Raw genomic sequence first — 26094 nt, forward strand, 5'->3', positions numbered from 1 at the left:
GCCTTTTTTAGCCTAAGATTGGGATTTGATTTTTGTTTGGTATTCTTTTAGTTTTTTTTCGTAGCCCATTTCGGAGAGTTCGTAGAAGTGTTCTCCCTGGATTTCGGTGGGGAGGTATTGTTGGTCTACGTAATGGTTGGGGTAGTCGTGGGCGTATTTGTAGCCGATTCCGTGGCCTAGTTTTTCGTGGCCTCCGTAGTGTGCGTCCTGGAGATGGGGCGGGACGGTGGTTTTGGTGCGTTTGACGGAGTCCATGGCTGCAAAGATGGCGTTGACGGCGGAATTACTCTTTGGAGCGCAGGCCATGTAGGTGACTGCCTGGGAGAGAATGATCTGGGATTCGGGCATTCCTACGCGTTCTACTGCCTGAGCTGCGGCGACTGCTACGCAGAGGGCCTGGGGGTCGGCGTTTCCGATGTCTTCGGAGGCGAGGATCATGATTCTTCGGGCTATGAATTTGACGTCTTCTCCGGCGTAGAGCATTTTTGCAAGGTAGTAGACTGCTGCGTCAGGGTCTGAGCCACGCATGCTTTTGATGAAGGCGGAGATGATGTCGTAGTGGTTGTCTCCGTTTTTGTCGTAGCGGACGACGCGTTTCTGGATGCACTGAGATGCCACATCCAGGGTGATGTGGATAAGGCCGTCTTCGCTTCGGGGGGTAGTGAGGATGCCCAGTTCGATGGCATTGAGGGCATTTCTGGCGTCGCCGCCTGCCATGTCTGCAAGGAAGTCGAGGGCGTCTTCATCTATCCGGGCTTTATAGTTTCCCATTCCTTTTGTTTTGTCGTTGACTGCACGAAGGATAAGTTCTTTGACTTCGGAGATCTCCAGGGATTTCAGTTCGAAGATGATGGAACGGGAGATTAAGGCTGCGTTTACCTCGAAGTATGGATTTTCTGTGGTGGCTCCGATAAGGATGATGGTTCCGTCTTCTACGAATGGGAGGAGATAGTCCTGCTGGCCTTTGTTGAAGCGGTGGATCTCGTCTATGAAGAGGATTGTTTTTTTGCCGTACATACCCAGGTTTTGCTGGGCTTCTTTTACAACTGCTTCCATATCTTTTTTGCCTGCTACAGTGGCGTTGATCTGGGTGAATTCTGCACTGGTAGTGTTGGCGATTACTTTTGCCAGGGTGGTCTTGCCGGTTCCGGGAGGACCGTAGAAGATGACGGAGGTCAGTTTGTCAGCTTTGATAGCCCTGTATAATAAGGTGTTTTTTCCGATGATGTGTTGCTGCCCTACAACTTCATCCAGAGTTGTGGGGCGTAGTCTGGATGCCAGAGGGGATTCCTGGTCCAGGGTTTTTGATTTGGCGTATTCAAATAAATCCATAGTTTTTTTCTCCATAAAGTATGGAAGAGCACTATAAGAGCTCTTCCATTATTTTTCCGTATATTTCCTGGTAATGTGTGGACCATTTTTTACAGATTGACTGTGCTGCCTCAAGGTTAGGAGCTGCGATGTTCAGGTCGATGAGGGAGTTGCCCTTTTCGATGAGCTGGCATCTTACAGAATAGGTTCCCTGTTTGGTGATGTAATAATCGGCAGGAGTGACGATTCGCTCCTGGGCTTTGAAGCCGGTGGATTTCAGGTATTCTCTGACTTCCTGTTTGATCTCAGGAGAGAGATCTTTCTGGAAAAAGGAGAGAGTCTTTATGCCATCTTCGGTAATCTGGTAATGGGAGACATTGGAACGGGTGTCCATGGTGATCAGTTCTGCTTCTACCAGTTCTGAGATTGCCTGCTGGAGATGGAAATAGTTTGTATATTCCCGGTCCAGGATAAATTCCGAAATCTGGGAATTTGTCAGGGTTTTTTCAGTATTCTGAAGCATATATAATACGATTAATTTATAAACTGTGAATGGTGTTGCCATTTTATCCCTCCTTTGCGTAGAGTAGCAGAGAATCTTTTAGTGTGAAAACAGTCTTCCCTGGTAGGTTTGTTCTTCTTTCATTCTGTGATGCAGCATATTTAATACTTCTCGTTTACGGCTTGCCCACAGCGGTGCGATCAGCAGATCTTTGGGGCCGTCGCCTGTGATGCGGTGTATAACCATATCCGGTCTGAGATGTTCCAGACAGTTTATAAGGAGAGAGATGTATTCATCCCGTTCGTAAGTCTGAAACAGTCCTTTCTCGTAATCTGCTGCCAGATCAGTGCCGCGAAGCACATGAAGTAACTGCAGTTTGATTCCCTGAATATCCATATGGTTGAGGTATTCCATAGTTTCCAGAATATCTGCTGTGTTTTCACCGGGCAATCCGAGGATTGTATGCACGATTACTTCGATATTTTCTTTTCGCAGGCGTTTTACGGCATCATCAAAAATGCAGAGAGGATATCCCCTTCGGATATACCTGGCAGTGGATTCATGGATCGTCTGAAGTCCAAGTTCAATCCAGACAGGTTTCTGTTTATTTAACCGGGACAAAAGTGTCACAATTTCAGGACTGAGGCAGTCTGGTCTGGTGCCGATGGAAAGTGCAACTATCTTTGGATGAGAGATTGCTTCTGTAAAAATTTTCTCCAGATATTTCACAGGTGCGTAGGTATTTGTGTATGCCTGGAAATAGGCAATATATTTATGAATCGGACGTTTCTGTGAAAGGATACTGATCTGGCTTTCTATCTGGTCAGTGATGGAAAGTGCGGCATCTGCAGCGAAATCTCCGCTTCCTCCTGCGCTGCAGAAGATGCAGCCGCGGGTTCCAATCTTACCGTCCCTGTTGGGACAGGACATGCCGCCGTTTAGCGTGACCTTATAAACTTTTTCTCCAAACCGGTCTCTGAGCATATAGTCCAGAGAGTGGTATGGTTTCTCTCCCCATTTGGTCATACTGTGTGATCATTTTCTGCTGATGAAGTTTCAGCAGAGTTTCCGTTCTGAAGGTCTGTATCCTGGGTATCTGCATCAGCCGGAATATAATTATCAAAAATCTTTACCAGAAAATGTCCGTTGATAAATGCCTCCAGTGCAAATCCAAACAGGCACAGAAGCATGATGGCCATGGACTGTATGCGGAAACTTTTAATAAAAAACACGCCTGCAGGTAACAGAGTGATGACTGCCATCAGGACTGTATACGGAAGATGACGGATAGCCATCAGGAATGCATTGCGGAAGGTGTTTTTGATGGAGTTGTAGAATTTGGCAAGCACCGGATAAATATACAGAAATACCATCATATAAAGGATACCAAATGCAAAGAAAACGATATACAATACCTGAGACATTGTTCCGCCGATATTACCTACAATACGCAAATCCATGTAAAGGATAGCTGCAACTGCAAGCATGATAAGATTGATGACAGTTGCCTGTTTGAAGTTCTGCTTAAAGGATTTGAAGAAGCTTCTGATAATATAAGATTCTTCGTTACGTGCCATTTTCAGTGTGACATAGTGGAGTGCAGTCAGTGACGCACCAATAGTCACGATTGGCAGACAACAGATCAGAAAGACCACATTAAGCATAATAAGATCAGCCACACGTCCCATGACGGTGAAGAATTTGTTGTCCATGTTAAATAGTCTGTCCATTCGTTTAATTACTCCTTTTGTATATAATGATGTACAGCATACTCTGTGAATAATCCTGCTACAGAGAAATCTGTACAAGCTCTGTATAACAGTATAACGAATCAGACAGGAAAAAGCAAATCTTTTATGTGAGCAGGAGCTGGTCTGCAGTGACAAAAACATAGCCTTTTTCAGTAAAAAGATCAGCGATTTTCAGGGCTGCATCCACAGATGTCTGATAGCCGTCATGCATCAAGATGATAGAACCGTCATGAATCTGTTTCTGGGCGATAGACAGGATAGAATCAATGTTTTTGCTTTGCCAGTCCAGGGTGTCTACATCCCAGAATACGGGAAGCATGGTGACAGAAAGTTCCATATCCTTGATCCATGCGCCGAAAGGCGGTCGCACATAAGAAGGGTAAATTCCGGAAGCTTCATAGATTCTGTTATTTGTTTTTTCAATTTCCAGTCGGGCCTTCTCCGCCGGGATCTTGTCAAGCTGTACATGATCCCAGGTGTGATTTCCGATAAGATGTCCGTCTTTTCGCATTTGCAGGAGTATATCTTCATTTCCTTCAATGTTCTCGCCTATCAGAAAGAAAGATGCCCTGATGTTTCTTTTTTTTAATCCATCCAGAAGCATGGGGGTATACCGGGCATTAGGACCGTCATCAAAGGTCAGTGCGATTCTGGGAGGTTCTTCGACGGGAAGCCCGGCGGTGGTGTCAGTTAAAAAATTCTCAGAAGCTGTAGCTTTTGCAGATGCCTGTTTTACAAGGGAAAGCATACCGGGACCTGCCAGTGAAGTAAGGAACTGTGTGCGTCTGTCAACAGAAGAAAAGAGCAGAAAAAAAATCATGCATAATATTTCAAAAAATATTAAAGTCCGCTTCATGCAAAGATACTCCTCATAAAAATATCCCTCTGACTCCGGAACACAGGGTGTGAATATCTGTGTCAGAATGAAAGAGACAGCAGGTGGCAGATGTAATCATTACAGTATATGAAAAAAAGAAAGCAATTCATACCGATTTATTGTATAATAGATTCTGCAAAATATAGAAGAAAGAATTTACGGAGATTGAGATGAAAAAGAAACGGACAAAACTGCTGGTTTTCTTTGCACTGGCAGGAATTTTAGTGCTTTTTTATATGATAGGAGAGTCTTATTGTGAGGGACTGTCCAGGGGGAGCAGTCTGGAAGAGAAGAATGAGGTGATGTGTAAATATAAATACGATATGATCGTAGACAGTCCGAATTCTTCTTTCTGGCAAGCGGTTTATGATTGTGCACAGGAATGGGCGCAGAAGAATGATGCAATTCTTGAACTGAGAGGCAGTGGAAGGGAGAGCGATTACAGTAAGCTTGATTATATGAATATGAGTATTGCTTCAAATTCAGACGGGATCATCCTGCAATACAGTGGGGAGCAGGGACTGGAAGCGAAGATAAATGAGGCTGTTCAGAAAGGAATTCCGGTTGTCACTGTAATGGGAGATGCAGTTCACAGTAAGCGTCAGAGTTTCGTGGGTGTCAGTGATTATCAGCTTGGAAGTGCCTATGGCGAAAAGGTAGCGGAATATGTGACTGAGGATACGGAAAGTATTCTTATTCTGTTGAAGAAAAATATTGATGATATGAACCAGAGCCAGATATATACACAGATCAGCAATGCAGCCCAGGCAAAGGCAGGCTCTTTGCAAAATATCCAGATAACCGGAAAAAATCTTCGCTTAACCGGAACTTTTGAGACAGAAGAAGCGGTAACAGATATTTTTCAGCAGAGAGATAAAATACCGGATATTCTTGTGTGTATGGATGAAGAGACTACAGAATGTGCACGTCAGGCAGTGCTGGACTTTAATCTTGCAGGAAAGGTTACAATCATAGGATATTACAGTTCCGAAGATATTCTTACAGCAGTGGAAAAGGGAGTAATCTCTGTTACCTGTGATGTGGATACAGAGCAGCTTGGCAGATACAGTATAGAAGCTCTGACAGCATATCAGAAGGATGGAAGGACCAATTCCTATTATAATGTAGATATTAATTTCCTGGACAAAAATGCAGTACGGGAAATGAGAAGGAAGGGGGTGTCCGGATGAAGCAGCTGCGCTGGAAAGATTTTTCACTGGTCAGTAAAATCGTTATAGAGGTGGGTATGATCGCAGTCCTTCTTTTTGCCATGAATATGCTTTTTTATGTGCGAATCAATAATTCCATGCAAAAGATGGATAATGTTTATGCCAGTAATGCAGAGCTTACCGAACTTTCACAGGTATTTGAGAAAGTACAGGATAATATGTATAAGTATCTTAAGGTTAAGAATTCTCAGACACTTCTTGATTATTATCAGAATGAGGCAAAATACAGAAATGAACTTGAGAAACTTAATGAAGATAATATCAATGATCCCGTAAAACTGCTGGAACGGAATATCCGGAAAATGTCGGAAACATATCTGGACTGTACTGCGGAAACGGTAGCTGCCAAACGAGGAAGGAACGTTGAGCAGTATAAGCGTAAATATGATGATGCAACAAAGCTTTACAGATATATCCAGTCATCTATTGACGAACTGAATAACCTGATGTTTCAGGAGAACTCCAGTACTTATGCAGTACTTCGTGCAGTGATGAGATATCTGGAGATAAGCAATTCAGTTATTATGATCATAATTGTAGCCGGTGGAATGCTTCTGCTCATCCAGGCCACCAGAAATATGTTTGTTCCCCTTTCCAATATGGCAGAGACAGCACAACTGGTAGGTCAGGGAAATTTCCATGTAAAGATGCACGATACAGATGCACAGGATGAACTGGGAACAGTAACCAGAGCGTTTAATACAATGGTAGAGAATCTTGATCTGTATATGGCAAGGACGAAAGCAAGTATGGAGAAAGAGCAGCAGATGATGGAGAGGGAGCTTCTTATGGAAAATCATCTGAAAGAAGCACAGCTGAAATATCTTCAGTCACAGATCAATCCGCACTTTCTGTTTAATTCCCTGAATGCAGGAGCACAGCTTGCAATGATGGAGGATGCAGAGCAGACCGGGATTTTTGTAGAGAAAATGGCGGATTTTTTCCGCTATAATGTAAAAAAAGGACAGGAAGACGCCACATTGGGAGAAGAACTGGAGGCTGTTGATAACTATATTTATATCCTGAATGTCCGGTTCGCCGGAGATATCCATTTCAGCAAGGAGGTGGATGAATCACTGGAGAATGTGCGTATGCCAAGTATGATCTTGCAGCCGGTTGTGGAAAATGCAGTCAATCATGGAATACGTGACATTGAATGGGAAGGAAAAATACATCTCACAGTTACAGGAGATGCAGATTATATACGTATCAGCGTGAAAGATAATGGAAAGGGAATGACGCAGGAACAGATAGAGGGTGTTCTGTCAGGAAACAGAGAGCACAGAAATGAAGAAGGTGATTCTACAGGAATCGGTATGAATAATGTGATCAGTCGTCTGGAACTTTATTATGAGGAATCAGGGCTTATGGAGATTAACAGTGAAGGTGAAGGAAAAGGCACAGAAGCAGTAATCTATATACCTGTGCATGAAAACTAAGAGAAGTATTATGGGAGTGAGAGAAGATGTATAGAATTTTGCTGGCAGATGATGAAGGTATCATGCTGGAATCATTAAAGAAAATTATTGAAACTGAATATGGAAATGAATGTGAGATCCACTGTGCAAAGTCAGGCAGAGTTGTGGTGGAGATGGCACAGGCATATTCGCCGGATATCTGTTTTATGGATATCCAGATGCCGGGAATAAGCGGAATCCAGGCAATCAGGGAAATTCAGAAATTTAACAGTTCAGCAGTTTTTGTGATCATAACTGCATATGATAAGTTTAATTATGCAAAAGAAGCAGTGAACCTGGGAGTTCAGGAATTTCTCACAAAACCTGTAAATAAGAAAGTAATTCTGGAAACCTGCGCGAAGATGATGACAAAGGTAGATCAGATACGGCAGAAGAGAAGCGATGATCTCCTGATCAGAGAGAAACTGGAGACAGTGGTACCTATGATTGAGAGTGGATATATCAATAATATTCTTCTGCAGGATGATTTTGTTACTTATCAGGATAATTATACACAGCTTCTTGATATCCGTCAGAAATACGGTTATATGATGGTCATAGAATTTGGAGATTCTATGGAAAATGGGGTGCTCAGTAATGCAGTAGGTGCAAGTGTAAAGGCAAACAAATTTTATTCTACTTTTCGTGAAATCGCACAGGGATTCTTTGAATGCCTTGTAGGTCCTATTATGGGAAACAGGATCGTACTGCTTGTTCCTTATGAAAATGCGAAAGAAGATTACGAAGACAGAGTTGCAATTGTCACAAGAGCCAGAAATATGGTACATAAATTTGAAAACCGGATCGACAGTATGTTCCGCTGTGGAATCGGAAGAGTCAAAGAACTTGGAAGCGTGAAGGAATCTTTTAAGGAAGCGGTGGTCGCACTGAGAGAGAGCATCAGTCATGTAGTGCATATCGAGGATGTACCGGCGGCACAGAAATATGACGGGGAATATCCAAGAGACCTGGAAATCAGATATCAGAAGAGGATCCTTGAGAAGGATGCTGCGGGAGCGATGAACTGCGCAGAGGGATTTTTTGAATGGATGCACAGTCAGCAGGCCGTCACAAGAGAAGACATTGAGATTAAAATCCTGGAGATGGTGATGAATGCGGAACGCAGGGCATTCTTTGCAGGAACTTTGAAATATAATGTTAACAGCAGGAGAAGCTATATCCGGGAGCTTCAGTCCTGTACGGATATAGAAAATCTGAAGAAGTGGTTTCTGGATAAGACGAGAGAAATCTGTACGAAACTGGAGAATTCCAAGGAAAAAGAAGCTGGCAGTATTATTGACAGAGCAAAGGAATATATCAATGAAAATTTCCGCAGTGATATTTCTCTGGATGATGTTTCAAGAGAGGTAGATATCAGTCCGTATTATTTCAGTAAACTTTTTAAACAGGAAACAGGTAAGAACTTTATTGAATATCTTACAGAAATACGTCTGAAAAATGCCAGAGAACTTCTGCAGGATTCCAGACTTTCCATTAAGGAAATATGTGCACAGTCAGGATACAGTGATCCCAATTACTTCAGCAGGATTTTCAAGAAGTATGAAGGAGTTACGCCTAGTGAGTTCAGAGAGAGGTTAGGCTGATGAAATTATATAAGACAAAAAAGAATTGCGGAAAGCTGCTGCTTGGAATACTGGCATTTTGTACAGGGATGATACTGCTGACAGGATGTGGTTCCTCTTCAGAACAAAAACAGAATAAGAATGAAGAAACAGCAGAAGAGAATAAGGAAGAGGATAAGGTGCAGATCGGACTTACAGTGGATTCTTTTGTTATAGAAAGATGGATCCGTGACAGAGATGTATTTGTGGCGACTGCCAGAGAACTGGGAGCAGAGGTAAATGTGCAGGATGCAGGTGCAGATGTCAAAGAGCAGATCAGTCAGATTGAATACTTTATAAATAAGCAGGTGGATGTGATCGTTGTGATCGCAAGAGATTGTGGAGCACTTTCAGATGCCATACAGAAGGCACAGAGTGCGGGAATTTCAGTTATTTCCTATGACAGAATGGTCAATAATGCCAATACAGATTTGTACATTTCCTTTGATAACCGTAAGGTGGGTGAGATCATGGCACAGGCACTTGTCAATGCACTTCCTCAGGGAGGAGATGTCTTTATGATACAGGGATCCTCTTCAGATAATAATGTCCAGATGGTGAAACAGGGGTTTGATGATATGCTTGCAGACACAGATCTGCATGTGGTTTATGAAGCTAACTGTGATGGCTGGACAGCAGAACTGGCTGCCGGATATGTGGAGGAAGCCCTGGAAAAATATCCTCATGTTAAGGGAATTATGTGCGGAAATGATGACATTGCCAGTCAGGTCGTACAGGTACTGGCAGAGAATCAGCTTGCCGGAAATGTGGTTGTTGTAGGTCAGGATGGAGATCTTGCAGCCTGTCAGAGAATAGTAGAAGGAACACAGTATATGACTGCTTTTAAACCAATTGAAGATCTGGCAAGAAAAGCAGCGAAATATGCAGTGGAAATGGGTAGTGGAAAGGGAGTTGCAGAACTGGAAGATGTGACAGAAACAGTAAATGACGGAACTTATGAGATTCCTTCCTGCATCCTTGAACCAACTGCAGTGACAAAAGAGAATATAGATAAGGTGATCATTGAAGGAGGTTTCCACCGCAGAGATGAAGTTTATCTGAATGCGGATTACAGTTAAATAAAATATTCAGAGATTATCCGGCTGCTTTTGCAGATGTAAGAGTAAATTAGTATATAGCATTATCTTGCAACAAAAATGTCCTGTCCTGTGCAGGGCATTTTTTGTTTTTCTTAAAATGTCTTGTTTCTTGCCAACCATGTCCAGATTGCCCTGTGCTATAGTAACATCATCAAGAAAACGTGAGAAACGTAAAAAGAAATGGAGGATTTTTACAATGAGAAAGAAAGTCGTATCTGCAATTCTTTGTGCATCAATGGTAGCTGGAATGGTAGTTATCCCGGGAGTAGCTGTTAAAGCGGATGACAAGAAACTGATCGGTGTTACAATGCCTACAAAAGATCTTCAGAGATGGAATCAGGATGGCGAGAACATGAAGAAAGAGCTGGAAGCAGCCGGCTATGAAGTAGACCTTCAGTATGCATCCAACGATGTAAGCACACAGGTTTCACAGCTTGAGAATCAGGTTGCAAACGGATGTGATCTTCTGGTTGTGGCATCTATCGACGGAAGCAGTCTTGGTGAGCCGCTGAAACAGGCTAAAGAAGCAGGAATCCCGGTTATTTCTTATGACCGTCTGCTTATGAACTCAGATGCAGTTACTTATTATGCAACATTTGATAATTACAAGGTAGGTCAGAAACAGGGCGAATATTTAGTAGATGCACTTGATCTCGACAATCAGGACGGACCGTTTAATATTGAGCTGTTCACAGGTGATCCTGGTGACAATAACTGTAACTTCTTCTTCGGCGGAGCAATGGATGTACTTCAGAAATATATTGATGAAGGTAAGCTGGTAGTTAAATCCGGACAGACAGAATTTGAGCAGGTTGCAACTGCTAACTGGGACAGTGCAAAGGCTCAGGACAGAATGGATACAATTATCGCAGGTAACTACTCAGATGGCTCCAACCTTGACGCAGTTCTCTGCTCCAATGACTCTACAGCACTTGGCGTAGAAAATGCTCTTGCAGCTTCCTACACAGGAGAATATCCGATCATCACAGGTCAGGACTGTGATACACCAAATGTTAAGAACCTTGTAGCAGGAAAACAGGCTATGTCCGTATTCAAGGATACACGTGCTCTTGCAACAGCAGTTGTTGGAATGGTTGATTCCATCATGAAAGGTGAAGAACCGGAAATTAATGATACAGAATCCTATGATAATGGCACAGGTGTTATCCCGACATACCTTTGCGATCCGGTTGTTGTCACGGTTGACAATTACAAAGAAATGCTGATCGATTCCGGATACTATACAGAAGATCAGATTAAGTAATAAAAATTGATCATACAGGCGGGAATACCACCCGCCTGTGTTAATCTATAGCAATCCCAGAAAATAATGTAATTCAGTATTTCCTGGGATTGCTATAGGGCTGCCCGTCGCAGGCATGATTTATAAAAGGGAGGGAAACAAAATTGGCTAAGATACTTCTGGAAATGAAAAATATTACCAAAACTTTCCCAGGTGTAAAAGCACTGGATAACGTTAATCTTCAGGTGGAAGAGGGCGAGATCCACGCTCTGGTCGGTGAAAATGGAGCCGGTAAATCTACCCTGATGAATGTATTAAGTGGTATTTATCCGTATGGAACATACGATGGTAATATTATTTATAACGGTGAAATCTGTAAATTTAATACAATTAAAGACAGTGAAGAAAAAGGAATTGTAATCATTCACCAGGAACTGGCGCTGATCCCATATATGACGATCGGTGAAAATATGTATCTGGGTAATGAAAGAGGAAGTTCCTTATCTATTAACTGGAATGAGACTTATGGAGAGGCTGATAAATATCTTAAAATAGTGGGACTTGAAGAATCCTCCAGAACTTTGATTAAGGATATTGGTGTAGGTAAACAACAGCTGGTAGAAATTGCCAAGGCGCTGGCAAAGAATGCAAAGCTGCTGATCCTGGACGAGCCTACTGCATCCTTAAATGAGGATGATTCTCAGGCTTTGTTGGAACTGCTTCTGAAGTTTAAGGAACAGGGTATGACATCTATTATCATTTCCCATAAATTAAATGAAATTTCTTATGTTGCGGATAAGATTACAGTTATCCGTGATGGTTCTACTATCGAGACTCTGGATAAGAAAAAAGATGACTTTTCCGAGCAGCGTATTATTCAGGGTATGGTAGGTCGTGAGATGACAGATCGATTCCCGAAACGTCCGGATGTAAAGATCGGGGATGTTTCCATGGAGGTTAAGAACTGGAATGTCTATCATCCGCTGTACTCAGAGCGAAAAGTAGTAGATAATGTATCATTTAAGGTGCATAAGGGAGAAGTAGTAGGTATCTCCGGACTTATGGGTGCAGGACGTACAGAGCTTGCAATGAGTATTTTCGGAAAAAGTTATGGAACTAAGATTTCCGGTCAGGTATTCATGAACGGAAAAGAAGTGAAGCTGAATACTGTACAGGAAGCAATCGATAACAAGCTTGCTTATGTTACAGAGGACAGAAAAGGAAATGGTCTGATACTTTCCAAATCCATTAAGATGAATACTTCTCTTGCAAATATGAAGGGAGTCAGTAATGGAAAGGTTATTGACACAGATAAAGAATATGCGGTGGCAGAGGATTACAGAAAGAAGTTGAAAACAAAATGTCCGTCTGTCGAGCAGAATGTAGGCAACTTAAGTGGTGGTAACCAGCAGAAAGTCCTTCTTGCAAAATGGATGTTTACAGAGCCGGATATTCTGATCCTGGATGAGCCTACCCGTGGTATTGACGTAGGTGCAAAATACGAAATTTACTGTATTATCAACGATCTGGTAGCAGCAGGAAAATCTGTCATCATGATTTCTTCTGAACTTCCGGAAGTACTTGGAATGTCAGATAGAATCTATATCATGAATGAGGGCAAGTTCGTAGGTGAGGTCAGCAAAGAAGAGGCCACATCAGAACTGATCATGTCCAAGATCGTAAAATCAGGAAAAGGAGCGTAAAGAAGATGGAAAAAAAGATTAGTTTTTCAGAGATATTAAAGAAATATACCATGGTGCTTGTTCTTGTTCTGGTAGTCATCATGTTTGCTGTAAATACAAAGGGGGTTATGCTTCTTCCTCAGAATGTGAATAACCTTGTAGCCCAGAATGCGTATGTATTTATCCTTGCAACAGGTATGTTGTTCTGTATTCTGACTGGTGGTAATATTGACCTTTCTGTTGGTTCTGTTGTATGTTTTGTAGCAGCAGTTGGCGGTAAGATGATGGTTCTCAACAGTATGAACCCATATCTTACAATGCTGGTTATGTTGCTTACAGGTATTGCCATCGGTGCATGGCAGGGATTCTGGATTGCATATGTAAGAATCCCACCGTTTATTGTAACTCTGGCTGGTATGCTTGCGTTCCGTGGTCTTTCAAACGTAGTTTTACAGGGACAGACACTGGCACCAATGCCTGATTCTTACCTGGCACTGTTTAACAATTATATTCCGGATCCATTTGGGAAAGAGGGATTTAATCTTATCTGTTTTGTAGTTGGTATTATTGTCTGTATTGTATATGTGTTACTTGTTCTGAAGAATCGTGCAGATCGTGTGAAGAAAGGGTACAGTGTAGATGCTTTTGGTGGTGTTGCAGTTAAGATGATTCTGATTTGTGTAGTTGTTCTTGCTTTTATGTTCCGTCTGGCTCAGTATAAAGGTATTCCGAATTCTCTGATCTGGGTAGCTGTGATCATTGCAATCTATACATATATTGCCTCCAAGACAACTACAGGACGTTATTTCTATGCAGTTGGTGGTAATGAGAAGGCTACAAAGCTTTCCGGTATTAATACAAATAAGGTTTATTTCCTTGCTTATCTGAATATGGGTCTTCTGGCTGCTATTGCAGGTATGGTTACTATGGCCCGTCTGAATTCTGCCAATCCTCAGGCTGGTACAAACTTTGAGATGGATGCGATTGGTGCTTGTTTCATTGGTGGTGCTTCTGCTTATGGCGGAACCGGTACAGTTCCGGGGGTTATCATTGGTGCATTGCTGATGGGTGTTCTGAACTTAGGTATGAGTATCATGGGTATTGACCAGAACCTGCAGAAGGTTGTTAAAGGTCTGGTTCTGCTGGCAGCGGTTATCTTTGATGTTGTTAGTAAGAGGAAATCCTTTATTGTGAAATAAAAAAATTGTATATTCCTCCTTGAATAGGAATTTTTGGCAGGGCTTGCAGGGTGCAGGCCCTGTTTTTTTACCGAATCAAGTAAGTCTCCTGCTTTAATTGCGAATATCTGTTTGACTTGACAGGGGACGCGCAGAAAAATAGTGTGTTTGATGTGCGGTTTCGGTATCTAAGATATTCTAAGGCCAAGAAAATCTGCTAAAGGCATGAGCCGGCTTCTCAAACTCGCTCCGTCGCAGACTCCGCTCAGACAGTGATACAGCCGGCTCATAACGCAGATTTTTTTGACCTAAGAATATCTAAGATACCTGCAAATGCACATCAAACACACTATTTTTCTGCGCTGGCTGCTGGCGATTTTTGGGGTGTTGGATTGAGTAAAAATGGACGATAAAAATGGGTGGACGGAAAATTTGCTTGTGGAGGTAGAAGGATGGTCGTATAATGAGGGGGAATATTGTACGAAGTGAGGAGTGGGTTGTTATGAGATATAGTTCTGTGTTGGATTTGCATACACATACTTTGGTGAGTGGTCATGCATATTGTTCTCTGAGGGAGATGGCGAAAGCGGCCGCAGATAAGGGACTGGAGGTTCTGGGGATTACGGAGCATGCGCCTGCTATGCCGGGGACCTGTCATAAGTATTATTTTGAGAATCTGAAAATTGTGCCCAGGGAGATGTATGGGATTCAGTTGCTTCTGGGGTCTGAGGTGAATATTCTGGATGCACAGGGGACTGTGGATCTGGCGCAGCGGACGTTGGAGAGGATGGATGTGGTGATCGCCAGTCTGCATATGCCATGCATGAAGCCGGGATCTAAGCTGGAGAATACAGAAAGCTATCTGAATGTAATGAAGAATCCGTATGTAAATATTATCGGGCATCCGGATGATGGGAGATATGAAATCGATTATGAGGCACTGGTTCAGGGTGCGAAGGAATATGGGAAGGTTCTGGAACTGAATAATCATTCTATGGATCCGGACTGTAACCGGCAGAATGCGGTGGAGAATGATACTGTGATGCTGAATCTGTGTAAGAAATATCAGGTCCCGGTGGTGATGGACAGTGATGCTCATTTTGATCTGTTAATCGGGGAGTTTGATCTGGCGAGAGATCTGCTGGAGAAACTGGATTTTCCGGAAGAGCTGGTTCTTAATCAGTCTGTGGATGCAATAAGGAAGTATGTGAATCGTAAATTCTGATAAACTGAGAAGCAGTTATTTTGTGTAGAGCCGTGTCGCAAAGAGAATGATTTTATCTGCCTTACTCTTCGAAAGAGGTTTTTGTGAGAAAATTAAAAAATCTGTAATTTCTTTTAGGTTAAAGGCTTGCTTCCTATAATTTAACGTGGTAAAATATCACTGTTAGAAATATAACACGGACATTTTAAAGACAAATGTCCGCCCAGTGAAGTACAGAGTTCTAAAAGGAGCATGAAAATGAGTAAAAAAATCAGAACAGAGGCTGTAGATCAGCTTTTTGAAGCGATTTTATGTCTGAAGGATAAAGAAGAGTGTTATACTTTCTTTGAAGATGTATGCACGATCAATGAACTTCTTTCCTTATCACAGCGTTTTGAGGTTGCCAAGATGCTGATGGACAAGAGAACCTATCTTGATATTTCGGAGAAAACCGGAGCTTCCACAGCAACGATCAGTCGTGTGAATCGTTCATTGAATTATGGAAATGACGGATATGAGATGGTGTTTTCAAGAATGGCAGAGAAGGAAACTAAAGGGGAATAAGATAGCGGAAGGCTGAATAAATGCAGTGCTATTGTGGGGCAGGTGAAGATCACCTGCCTTTTTGTATAGGGAGTTTTCAGATAAAAAATTATGAAAAAAAAGAAACCTAAAATAGAATTACGCTATTATTATATGCCTGCAGGAAGTCCTATCCTTCCTCTTCTGGGAGAGCGCTGGGTGCAGAATTATGGAACCGGTATAGAGGAGCTTCATTTTCATAATTTTATGGAGATTGGTTTTTGCTATTATGGAGAGGGAATCCTGACTCTGGGAGAGGAGAAAAGGAAGTTTACAGGGCGGCAGTTTACTGTGATCCCGGAACGGTTTCCTCATACCACAAACAGCATGGGAAATACGGTCTGTAAATGGGAGTATCTGTTTGTGGATGTTGAGGGATTTTTGCAAAAGAATTGTGAGAATACTGTGCAGGCTGAGAAAATGCTGCGAAGGATCAACTCAGGGGCATTGTTGATGAACGAGGAAGAGGAACCGCTTATAGCTGAGTGTATTATCAGAATTATGGATATCATGCGCAGAGAAGCTGAGTTTTATATTCAGGAGGCATCAGGGCTTCTTATGGCTTTGCTGGTGCGGATTGCACGGTTGAACCGAACTCCAGAACAGGAAATGCTTTATGAAGAGCAGAGCAGGAGTATGCGGATCATTTCGGATACATTAGATTACATTTCAGATCATTACAGAGAGAATATAAAGATAGAGCAGTTGTCTGCAAACTGTCATTTAAGTGAGTCACATTTCCGCAGGATTTTTTCCGGATGTATGCATATGAGCCCTGTAGAGTATATAAATCTGATACGTGTCCGTACTGCCTGTGAAAAACTGAAAAAGACAGACAGGTCAGCAACTGACATAGGTACGGAATGTGGTTTTGCATCGGATTCTGCTTTTAACCGGAATTTCCGGAAGCTGATGGGAATGTCACCTGCAGAGTGGCGAAAAAAGGGAGAAAATTATGAGCAGCTGCTCCTGAAGTTTGACATCCGGACAGAGGAAGGATGGTAAATATCAGACACTGGAATATATAAAAGTCGAAAATGAATATTATATAGTCAAATATGCAAACTGTGCGGATTGGTATAATGTTATAATCTTGCTTATGAAGGATAACAGTTATAAAAAAACAAATCATGAGGAGAACATAAGAGTATGAAGGCATTTGATTATTCACTGGTAAAAGATCCACAGTATTTCTGCGATAACCGAATGGAAGCTCATTCAGATCATGTGTATTATAGAGATGGGAATGAAATGCAGACTGCTGTGCAGGATGGAACAGAAACTTCTTTCCGTTACAGTCTGAACGGTTTATGGAAGTTTCATTATGCGCGTAATTACAAAAGCACAGTTCAGGGATTTGAGAAAGAGGATTACTGTTGTTATGACTGGGATGACATTCATGTACCGGCACATATCCAGATGGAAGGATATGATGCACCCCAGTATGCTAATGTCCAGTATCCATGGGAAGGACATGAGGAAATTTATCCCGGTCAGATTCCGGAGAGATTTAATCCGGTTGCAAGCTATGTGAAATATTTTACAGTGCCGGAACATATGAAGGGAAAGAGATTGTTTATTTCTTTCCAGGGAGCAGAGAGCGGACTTGCACTATGGCTGAACGGAGCCTTTGTTGGCTACAGTGAGGATTCTTTTACTCCATCTGAGTTTGAACTGACAGATTATCTTAAAGATGGACAGAATAAGCTGGCAGCACAGGTATTCAAATGGACCTCTAGCAGCTGGTGCGAAGATCAGGACTTCTTCCGTTTCTCCGGAATTTACAGAGATGTGTATCTTTATACAGTTCCGGATACCCATGCATATGATCTCCAGATCCGTGCAATCCCGGAAGAGAATCTGGATGTAGCAGATCTTGAAATTAAGGTAAAGACATGGGGAAAGGGAAGCATTGTTTTCAGACTTGAGAAAGATGGAGAATGTGTGCTGGAAGAGAAAAAATCTCTTACAGAAGCTGGAAATGAAGAAGCAAATGCAGAGCCATTTTATATTCAGAAAACAAATAGCAGCAAGACTGTACAGAACAGTTTTGTATGGAAAATCAATAATCCAAAATTATGGAGTGCAGAAGATCCGCAGCTCTATGATCTTACAATTGAACTTTATGACGAAGCAGGAAATATTCAGGAAGTGATTCCTCAGAAGGTTGGATTCCGCCGTTTCGAGATGAAGAACGGCATTATGACTCTGAACGGAAAGCGTATCGTGTTTAAGGGCGTAAACCGTCATGAATTCAGTTCTGTCAGCGGCAGACATGTATCAGAGGAAGAACTCCGCAAGGATCTTCGCATTATGAAGCAGAATAATATCAATGCCATCCGTACCTGCCATTATCCGGATACATCACTGATCTATCAGCTTTGTGATGAATATGGTATTTATATGATCGATGAGACAAACCTGGAATCCCATGGTTCCTGGGATGTGGCGGAATTTACAAAGGATTATACGCATGTTGTTCCTCACAACAAACCGGAATGGCTGGATATGATGCTTGACCGTGCCAACTCCATGTATCAGAGAGACAAGAATCATCCGGCAATCCTGATCTGGTCCTGTGGAAATGAATCTTTTGGCGGAAAAGATATCTATGAAATGTCTCAGCTTTTCCGTAAGAATGACTCTACCCGTCTGGTACATTATGAGGGACTTTTCCATGACCGCAGTTATAATGATACCAGTGATATGGAAAGCCAGATGTATCCATCTGTAGAAGCAATCAAAGAGTTTCTGGAAAAGGATGACAGCAAACCGTTTATCTGCTGTGAGTATACACATGCCATGGGAAATTCCTGCGGTGCCATGCACAAATATACTGATCTGACAGATACAGAGCCCAAATATCAGGGCGGATTTATCTGGGATTACATTGACCAGTCTATTTATAAGAAAGACCGCTATGGCAAAGAGTTCCAGGCATATGGCGGCGATTTCGGAGAACGCCCTACAGACTATAATTTCAGTGGTAACGGAATCGCATATGGCGGTGACAGAGAACCATCTCCGAAGATGCAGGAAGTGAAATTCAATTATCAGAATATTACAGCAGAGGTGACAGCTGATACAGTAAAAGTGCTTAACAAGAATCTCTTTGTAAATACAGATACTTTTGACTGTAAGGTAACACTTGCAAAGAATGGAAAAGTGATCCGTACAGAAGCACTGGAAACAGCAGTTGAGCCATTGAGTGAGAAAGAATATAAACTGCCTTTTGAAACAGCAGAAGCAGCCGGAGAATATACAGTCACTGTTTCCTTCCATCTGAAAGAGGAAAAAGTGTGGGCATCTGCAGGCCATGAGATCGCGTTTGGACAGTATGTATATCAGGTGAAAGAGGATGTTCCGGATGGAAAATCAGATTCAGCAGAAACAGCGATTACAGCGGAAAAAGATGTATGTGTATCAGATGCGTTTGTAAAGAAGCCACAGATCATCCGAAGTACACACAACATTGGTGTCCGCGGCGAGCACTTCGAAGTAATGTTCTCCGTCCTCAATGGTGGTCTGGTTTCCTATAAATATGCGGGTAAAGAGATGATCGAGGCAATCCCGAAACCAAACTTCTGGCGTGCACCAACAGACAATGACTGTGGAAATCTTATGCAGATGCGCTACGCACAGTGGAAAGTCGCCAGCATGTATTTAAGCCACAAAGAATACAGAAAAGGTGCATACGGCCCATCTAATTTACCACAGGCAGAAGAAACAGATCACTCTGTAAAGGTGGCCTTTACCTATCTGATGCCAACCACACCAGCCAGTGAGTGTCAGCTCACATACGAAGTATTCGGCGATGGAAAGGTGAAGACAACTTTAACTTATGATCCTGTAAAAGAACTTGGCGATATGCCGGAATTTGGGGTGATTTTCAAATTCAATGCAGATTACGACAACGTTCAGTGGTATGGACTGGGCGAAGCTGAAACCTATGCAGACCGTAAAAAAGGTGCAAAACTGGGCATTTACCAGAACAAAGTTGCAGACAACATAGCAAGATATATGGTACCGCAGGAATGCGGAGCAAAAGAGGAAGTACGCTGGGCGAAAGTCACAGACCGCAAGGGCAGAGGAATGTACTTTGAAATGGATGGAGAATCAATGATGTTCTCTGCACTCCCATACACTCCACATGAGATGGAAAATGCCATGCATCCATATGAACTCCCGCAGATTCATTACACAGTAGTACGCGTAGCCAAAGGCCAGATGGGAATCGGCGGTGACGACAGCTGGGGAGCATATACCCATCAGGAATATCTGCTGAATGTAGACGGAAAGATGGAATTCTCATTTAGCTTTAAAGGGATTTAATATAGTTTATTTGTTAAAAAAGCCATTTTCAGTCAGAAAGTGGCTTTTTAATAATGCTAATAATATTTGTTGAAAATAAGTGGAACAGGATGTATGATTACAGAAAAAGGGAGAAATTATCTTATGTATCAGGCAGATGAAAAACGTTATGAAACTATGAAATACCACCGCTGTGGTGCCAGTGGGCTGATGCTGCCGGAGTTATCTCTGGGTTTATGGCATAATTTCGGAGATACCGGTGTTTATGAGAATATGAAGCAGATGTGCTTCACAGCATTTGATAATGGAATTATACATTTTGACCTTGCAAACAACTATGGCCCACAGCCTGGAAGTGCGGAGGAAAACTTTGGGAAAATCCTGAGAGAGGAATTTTCTGCATACAGAGATGAGCTGATCGTCAGTACAAAGGCAGGCTATGATATGTGGCCGGGACCTTATGGAAACTGGGGAAGCCGCAAGTATCTGATCGCCAGTCTTGACCAGAGCCTGAAACGTCTTGGTCTGGATTATGTAGATATCTTCTATCATCACAGAATGGATCCGGAGACTCCCCTTGAGGAGACCATGGAGGCTCTGGCACAGATTGTCAGAAGCGGAAAGGCATTGTATGTTGGAATTTCCAACTATGATGGTGAGACAATGAAACGCGCCGCAGATATTCTGGAGGAACTGCACTGTCCCTTTATCATTAATCAGAATTCATATAATATTTTTAACAGAACGATTGAGAAAAATGGTCTGAAGCAGGCTGCTGCAGAGAAGAGAAAGGGGATTATTTCTTTTAGTCCTCTGGCACAGGGAATGCTTACTGACCGTTATTTGAACGGAATTCCGAAGGACAGCCGTGTCAACACAGACGGACGTTTTCTCCATGCAGATCAGTTCAGCGAGGAACGTCTTAACAGTATCCGCAGTTTGAATGCAATTGCAGCAGAAAGAGGGGAAAGTCTTGCACAGATGGCACTGAAATGGATTCTCCGTGACGGAATCGTAACCAGTGTGCTTATCGGTGCATCCCGTCCACAGCAGATTCTTGAGAATCTGAAAGTGCTGGACAGTGCATCCTTCAGTGAAGAGGAATTAAAGAAGATAGATGAGTGTTCGCTGGCCTTATAATAAACATCCACTTGACAGACTGTTTTCTTAAATGATATGAAAGAGTAATGTAATCTGAATTGCATTATTTTCTGGAATTATCAGCGAATAACAGATATGCGGAAAGGAAAAATTATGATTATTTATCACGAAAGTTCAAAGACATTCCATTTATACAACAATGAAATCAGTTATATTATGTGTGTGCTTCCAAATGGACATCTTGGAAATCTCTATTTTGGGAAAAGAATCCATGACAGAGAAGATTTTTCACATCTTCTTGAGATGAAGCAGCGACCAATGACAGCCTGTGTTTATGAGGGAAACCGCAAATTTTCGCTGGAGCATCTGAAACTGGAATATCCGGTGTATGGTAGTTCTGATTACCGTTATCCGGCAGTGGAGATCCTTCAGGAAAACGGCAGCAGGATTTCTGATTTTACTTATGTAAGTTATACAATTGCAGCTGGAAAACCAAAACTTCAGGGGCTTCCGGCTACATATACTGAGAAAGACGAAGAAGCCCAGACCTTATGTGTAAAATTGAAAGATGAAGTAACAGGAATTGTATTGGAATTGCTTTATACTATTTTTACACAGAGGGGAATCATCACCAGAAGTGCCAGATTTACAAACGAGGGTACATCATCAGTACATCTGTTAAATGCAATGAGCCTCAGTCTTGATCTGCCGGACAAGGATTATGTGTGGATGCAGTTTTCAGGTGCATGGTCCAGAGAACGTCATGTGAAAGAACGCAGATTAGAGCAGGGAATCCAGTCTGTGGGAAGCATCAGAGGAAATTCTTCCCATGAACATAATCCCTTTATTGTGCTCCGACGTCCGTCGGCAACAGAAAATGCAGGAGAAGTGATGGGATTCAGCCTGATCTACAGTGGAAATCACAGAATGCAGGCAGAGGTGGATACTCATGATACAACCCGTATCACTGTGGGAATCAATCCCCAGAATTTTGACTGGAAGCTGGACTGTGGTGAGAGCTTTCAGACTCCGGAAGCAGTAGTAGTATTTTCTGATAAGGGTCTGAATGGAATGAGCCAGACTTTCCATAAATTATATCAGAAGAGACTGGCAAGAGGTTACTGGAGAGACCGTCCCAGGCCAATCCTTAACAATAACTGGGAAGCTACTTATTTTGATTTTACAGAGGACCGTCTGGTGGAAATTGCTGCAAAGGCAAAGGAATGTGGTGTTGAATTATTTGTGCTGGATGACGGATGGTTCGGTGCACGAAGCAACGATTATGCAGGACTTGGTGACTGGGTGGCAAACAGAGAGCGTCTTCCGCAGGGAATCAAGGGAATCGCAGACAGGATTGAAGAGATGGGTATGAAATTTGGTCTGTGGTTTGAGCCGGAGATGGTGAATATGGATTCCGATCTTTACCGTGCACATCCGGACTGGATCCTGCAGACACCCCAGAGGCATTCCTGTCATGGCAGAAATCAGTATGTGCTGGACTTCTCCAGAAAAGAAGTGGTGGACTGTATTTATGAGATGATGTACAAAATCCTCTCAGAAGCAAAGGTTTCCTACATCAAATGGGATATGAACAGAAGTATTACGGAATGTTATTCAGCTGCACTTCCTGCAGACCGTCAGGGAGAAGTGTTCCACAGATATATTCTCGGAGTGTATGATCTGTATGAGCGGTTAAATACTGCATTTCCGCAGATTCTCTTTGAGTCCTGCGCAAGCGGTGGCGGACGTTTTGATCCGGGAATCCTTTATTATGCACCACAGGGATGGACCAGTGATGATACAGATGCGGCAGAGCGTGTGAAAATCCAGTACGGCACAAGCATGTGTTATCCCGTAAGCTCCATGGGAAGTCATGTTTCTGTAGTACCAAACCATCAGTTAAACCGCAAAACTCCGTTACATACAAGAGCAAATGTAGCTTATTTTGGAACTTTCGGATATGAGCTGGATCTGAATAAACTGTCTGATGAGGAAATCAGTGAAGTAAAACAGCAGATCACTTTTATGAAAGAATACAGAGAACTGATCCAGTTTGGAACTTTTTACAGACTGAACAGTCCTTTTGAGGGCAATGAAACAGCGTGGATGACAGTCAGTGAGGACAAAAAGACAGCGCTGGTATTCTGGTACAGGGAAAGAAATGTAGTAAACGCAGATTTTACCAGAGTACGGCTTCAGGGACTGGATCCGGATCTTATCTACAGAAATGAGTATAATGGAACAGAAAACTACGGGGATGAGCTGATGAATCTGGGACTGCTCACCACAGACTGTACAGCAGGTGAACCTACAAGTGAAGACGAACCATGCACAGACTATGAGTCCAGAATTTATGTTTTAACTGCAAAATAATAACCGAATCAGGTAAGCTCCTTATGGAGGTTACGAAAAGCAATAGACAGAAATAAAAAATCAACAAAAAGCAGGCAGAACGATCACACGGGATCGTCTACCTGCTTTTCGTTAAATTTATCCATCATTTCTTTATGAGTCTTATAATTCTTCGGACTCATTCCAAACTTCTTCTTAAAAGCTTTTGAAAAAACAAGTTGGTCTTCATAGCCCACATTATTAGCAATCTCTTTAACAGACAGACTGGTGCTGACCAGAAGACTGGCTGCTTTATGCATCTTATAATCAATGAGGAAGGTCTGTGCGGACATTCCAAGCTCTTTCTGAAAGGAACTGTTCAGATAGGCACGGCTGATTCCGATATTATCTGCAATATCAGAAATCCCGATTCCCTTTTGATACATATCTTTAATATATTCAATGGCAAGCTCCACGTAGACACTGGTGCTGTAGGCATATTTGGCATTTTTTTTGTTCTGTGCAGACTGCTTTTCATGAAAGCCGGAAAGCTCGGCTAACAACAGGATCAGATAAGCCTGGCGCCTCAGGTCATTGGCTTTGGAAAGCTGCTTATGATTCAGCATATAATCGATGTGTTTCAGGATTATTTTCTGATCCGGTGCAGGAAGTACTAATTGATTTTTGGAAAATCCACATTCTTTTACCATTGAGTGAGCTCGGATTCCGCGAAAACCAATCCAGGCATAAGTCCAGGGATTGATTTCATCAGCACCGTATGTGACTGGTTCATTTGGATAAATTACAAACATCTGTCCGGGAGTAAGGCTCCAGGTCTGACCTCCGGCAGAATAGAATCCGGTACCGTTCAGCACAAAATGGATGATGAACTCATCTCTTGGCATGGAACAGATATGTCCGGGCGGGCAGTGCTCTTTGCCTGTATGAATCAGACTGATATCAAGGGAGCCTTCTTTCAGATTTTCAAGACAGCGAAAAGTAGCGCTGTCCGTATATTTTACATTTGGCATTTGCGCAATTCCTTTTTCCATTTTCTTTGACTGCAGATATTGTTGATATAAAGACATAAGGACTGATATCCTGCAAATACGCATAAATTCAATCCTTTGTTGACATTTTACCATATATTCAGCGCTTTTTCCATAACGATTATGACATAAATTCATTTCATTAGTCCATTTAAAAAAATAGACAAAAACGTATAATAAGAATCACAAGGAACACGTCGAAACGACGAATAAAGGAGGATGTATATGAGAAAAAACATGAAAAAACTCACAGTCGCAACAGTGATCGGTGCTATGACAGTTACTGCACTTGCACCAGTAAGCGCACAGGCGAAAGACAAAACTCTGACAGTTGCAATCTGGGATAACGGACAGAAAGCCGGACTTCAGGAAATCATGGATGAGTTTACAAAAGAGACCGGAATCAAAACTGAACTTCAGGTAGTAGAGTGGAGCAGCTACTGGACACTTCTTGAAGCAGGTGCATCAGGCGGAGACATGCCGGACGTATTCTGGATGCATTCCAATGAAGCTGTAAGATATATGTCCAATGATATCTTACTTGATCTGACAGACAAGGTTGCAGACAGCGATAAACTGGAAATGGACAAATTCCCGAAAGATATCAAAGAAATGTATCAGTGGGACGGAAAAACATACGCAGTACCGAAGGACATCGATACAATCGCCATGTGGTACAACAAAGATATGTTTGATGAAGCAGGAATCGACTATCCGGACGGAAGCTGGACATGGGATGAATTCTATGATATTGCAGAGAAACTTACAAAAGAAGACGGAAGCCAGTATGGTTTCGCAGCAAACCCATCTAACGAGCAGGATACATGGATGAATATTGTTTACTCCATGGGCGGATGTGTACTGACAGATGACAACAAATCCGGTTTTGATGATCCTAATACCATCAAGGCAATGGAATTTGTTGACAAATGCGTTAAAAATGTAATGCCTCCTGCATCTACAATGTCCGAAACAGGTACAGACGTACTCTTCGGATCTGGCAAGGTAGCTATGATCTCTCAGGGATCCTGGATGGTATCTGCTTTCAAAGACAATGATTATATCAAAGAACACTGTGATGTGGCAAGACTTCCGAAAGATGCTGAAACAGGAGAGAGCGTATCTCTTTACAATGGTCTTGGATGGGCAGCATCTGCAAACACAGATATGCCGGACGAAGCTTTCCAGCTTATTGAGTGGTTCGGTTCCAAAGATATGCAGCAGAAACAGGCTGACCTTGGTGTAACAATGGCAGCTTACGAAGGAATGTCTGATGGATGGGTTAACAGTGTTGACTGCTTCAACTTACAGCCATACATGGATGCAATGGACAATATCGTGTTCAGACCACACACAAATGCAACACTTGCATGGTGGAACCCAATGTGTGAAGAACTGAAGAAACCATGGAATGATGAAGAGAGCATGGATGATGCATGCAAGAACATCGTTACTATTATGAACGATGCCATCGCAGAAGAGTCCTATTAATTAATATTCAGCAAAACCATTCATAAAAAATAAGAAACAGGAAAGCTGCCGCAGAAAAGATTCCGATCATGTG

The 26094-nt window shown here is 42.4% G+C and carries 20 protein-coding genes; 14 read left to right on the top strand and 6 right to left on the bottom strand.

Annotated features, from left to right (window positions below; genetic code table 11):
• Positions 1-12: 12 nt before the first annotated feature.
• From G4417_RS01405 to G4417_RS01425, 5 genes are all read right to left on the bottom strand, one after another.
• The gene (locus tag G4417_RS01405) at positions 13-1332 is read right to left on the bottom strand and encodes a replication-associated recombination protein A (protein WP_173682361.1); all 1320 of its coding nucleotides are present in this window, start codon (positions 1330-1332) and stop codon (positions 13-15) included.
• Positions 1333-1363: 31 nt separating this feature from the next.
• The gene (locus G4417_RS01410) at positions 1364-1876 is read right to left on the bottom strand and encodes a DUF4364 family protein (RefSeq protein WP_173682362.1); all 513 of its coding nucleotides are present in this window, start codon (positions 1874-1876) and stop codon (positions 1364-1366) included.
• Between the two features lie 36 nt (positions 1877-1912).
• On the bottom strand, positions 1913-2839 hold the full coding sequence (locus G4417_RS01415) for a TIGR01212 family radical SAM protein (protein WP_173682363.1): 927 nt from the start codon (positions 2837-2839) through the stop codon (positions 1913-1915).
• On the bottom strand, positions 2836-3543 hold the full coding sequence (locus G4417_RS01420) for a YesL family protein (protein ID WP_044955952.1): 708 nt from the start codon (positions 3541-3543) through the stop codon (positions 2836-2838). The genes G4417_RS01415 and G4417_RS01420 overlap by 4 nt, the downstream gene beginning before the upstream one ends.
• Positions 3544-3667: 124 nt before the next feature.
• Complete coding sequence (locus G4417_RS01425; protein ID WP_243872041.1) at positions 3668-4384, bottom strand: polysaccharide deacetylase family protein; 717 nt, start codon at positions 4382-4384, stop codon at positions 3668-3670.
• Between the two features lie 227 nt (positions 4385-4611).
• On the opposite strand from G4417_RS01425, the gene G4417_RS01430 reads away from it, so the two are divergent.
• The 13 genes from G4417_RS01430 to G4417_RS01490 all read left to right on the top strand — a co-directional run bounded on the left by G4417_RS01430 (position 4612) and on the right by G4417_RS01490 (position 23523).
• Positions 4612-5631: a sugar ABC transporter substrate-binding protein gene (locus tag G4417_RS01430; protein WP_173682364.1), complete on the top strand. Its 1020-nt coding sequence runs from the start codon at positions 4612-4614 to the stop codon at positions 5629-5631.
• The gene (locus tag G4417_RS01435) at positions 5628-7109 is read left to right on the top strand and encodes a sensor histidine kinase (RefSeq protein ID WP_173682365.1); all 1482 of its coding nucleotides are present in this window, start codon (positions 5628-5630) and stop codon (positions 7107-7109) included. Before G4417_RS01430 ends, G4417_RS01435 begins: the two co-directional genes overlap by 4 nt.
• A gap of 26 nt (positions 7110-7135) precedes the next feature.
• The gene (locus G4417_RS01440; protein WP_173682366.1) at positions 7136-8731 is read left to right on the top strand and encodes a helix-turn-helix domain-containing protein; all 1596 of its coding nucleotides are present in this window, start codon (positions 7136-7138) and stop codon (positions 8729-8731) included.
• Positions 8731-9828, top strand: coding sequence for a sugar ABC transporter substrate-binding protein (locus G4417_RS01445; RefSeq protein ID WP_243100787.1), 1098 nt, complete (start codon positions 8731-8733; stop codon positions 9826-9828). The genes G4417_RS01440 and G4417_RS01445 overlap by 1 nt, the downstream gene beginning before the upstream one ends.
• 268 nt (positions 9829-10096) lie before the next feature.
• Positions 10097-11113 carry a multiple monosaccharide ABC transporter substrate-binding protein gene (gene chvE, locus G4417_RS01450; RefSeq protein WP_420313643.1) on the top strand — a complete coding sequence of 339 codons (1017 nt, stop codon included), beginning with the start codon at positions 10097-10099 and terminating at the stop codon, positions 11111-11113.
• A gap of 143 nt (positions 11114-11256) precedes the next feature.
• Complete coding sequence (mmsA, locus tag G4417_RS01455) at positions 11257-12795, top strand: multiple monosaccharide ABC transporter ATP-binding protein (RefSeq protein WP_173682367.1); 1539 nt, start codon at positions 11257-11259, stop codon at positions 12793-12795.
• A gap of 5 nt (positions 12796-12800) precedes the next feature.
• Positions 12801-13973, top strand: coding sequence for a multiple monosaccharide ABC transporter permease (gene mmsB, locus G4417_RS01460; RefSeq protein WP_055059354.1), 1173 nt, complete (start codon positions 12801-12803; stop codon positions 13971-13973).
• Between the two features lie 481 nt (positions 13974-14454).
• Positions 14455-15177 carry a phosphatase gene (locus G4417_RS01465; RefSeq protein WP_173682397.1) on the top strand — a complete coding sequence of 241 codons (723 nt, stop codon included), beginning with the start codon at positions 14455-14457 and terminating at the stop codon, positions 15175-15177.
• 237 nt (positions 15178-15414) lie between these two features.
• Entirely contained in the window at positions 15415-15720 is a 306-nt protein-coding gene (locus tag G4417_RS01470) for a YerC/YecD family TrpR-related protein (RefSeq protein WP_008706557.1), read from the top strand.
• Positions 15721-15810: 90 nt separating this feature from the next.
• Complete coding sequence (locus G4417_RS01475) at positions 15811-16743, top strand: helix-turn-helix domain-containing protein (RefSeq protein ID WP_173682368.1); 933 nt, start codon at positions 15811-15813, stop codon at positions 16741-16743.
• Positions 16744-16887: 144 nt separating this feature from the next.
• Positions 16888-20070 carry a glycoside hydrolase family 2 TIM barrel-domain containing protein gene (locus G4417_RS01480; RefSeq protein WP_173682369.1) on the top strand — a complete coding sequence of 1061 codons (3183 nt, stop codon included), beginning with the start codon at positions 16888-16890 and terminating at the stop codon, positions 20068-20070.
• Between the two features lie 123 nt (positions 20071-20193).
• Positions 20194-21189 (top strand): L-glyceraldehyde 3-phosphate reductase, encoded by a 996-nt coding sequence (mgrA, locus tag G4417_RS01485; protein ID WP_173682370.1) that lies wholly within the window; start codon positions 20194-20196, stop codon positions 21187-21189.
• Positions 21190-21303: 114 nt separating this feature from the next.
• A complete protein-coding gene (locus G4417_RS01490) occupies positions 21304-23523 on the top strand; it encodes an alpha-galactosidase (RefSeq protein ID WP_330598074.1) in 2220 nt (739 codons plus the stop codon).
• 83 nt (positions 23524-23606) lie between these two features.
• On the opposite strand, the gene G4417_RS01495 is transcribed toward G4417_RS01490, so the two are convergent.
• Positions 23607-24533, bottom strand: coding sequence for an AraC family transcriptional regulator (locus tag G4417_RS01495; RefSeq protein WP_243872042.1), 927 nt, complete (start codon positions 24531-24533; stop codon positions 23607-23609).
• Positions 24534-24755: 222 nt separating this feature from the next.
• Here G4417_RS01495 and G4417_RS01500 point away from each other — a divergent pair, with 222 nt between their 5' ends.
• Complete coding sequence (locus G4417_RS01500; protein WP_330598076.1) at positions 24756-26021, top strand: sugar ABC transporter substrate-binding protein; 1266 nt, start codon at positions 24756-24758, stop codon at positions 26019-26021.
• The last annotated feature ends 73 nt before the right edge of the window (positions 26022-26094 follow it).

It is taken from the genome of Blautia wexlerae, from assembly GCF_013300825.1.
Taxonomy (GTDB): Bacteria; Bacillota; Clostridia; order Lachnospirales; family Lachnospiraceae; genus Blautia_A; species Blautia_A wexlerae_B.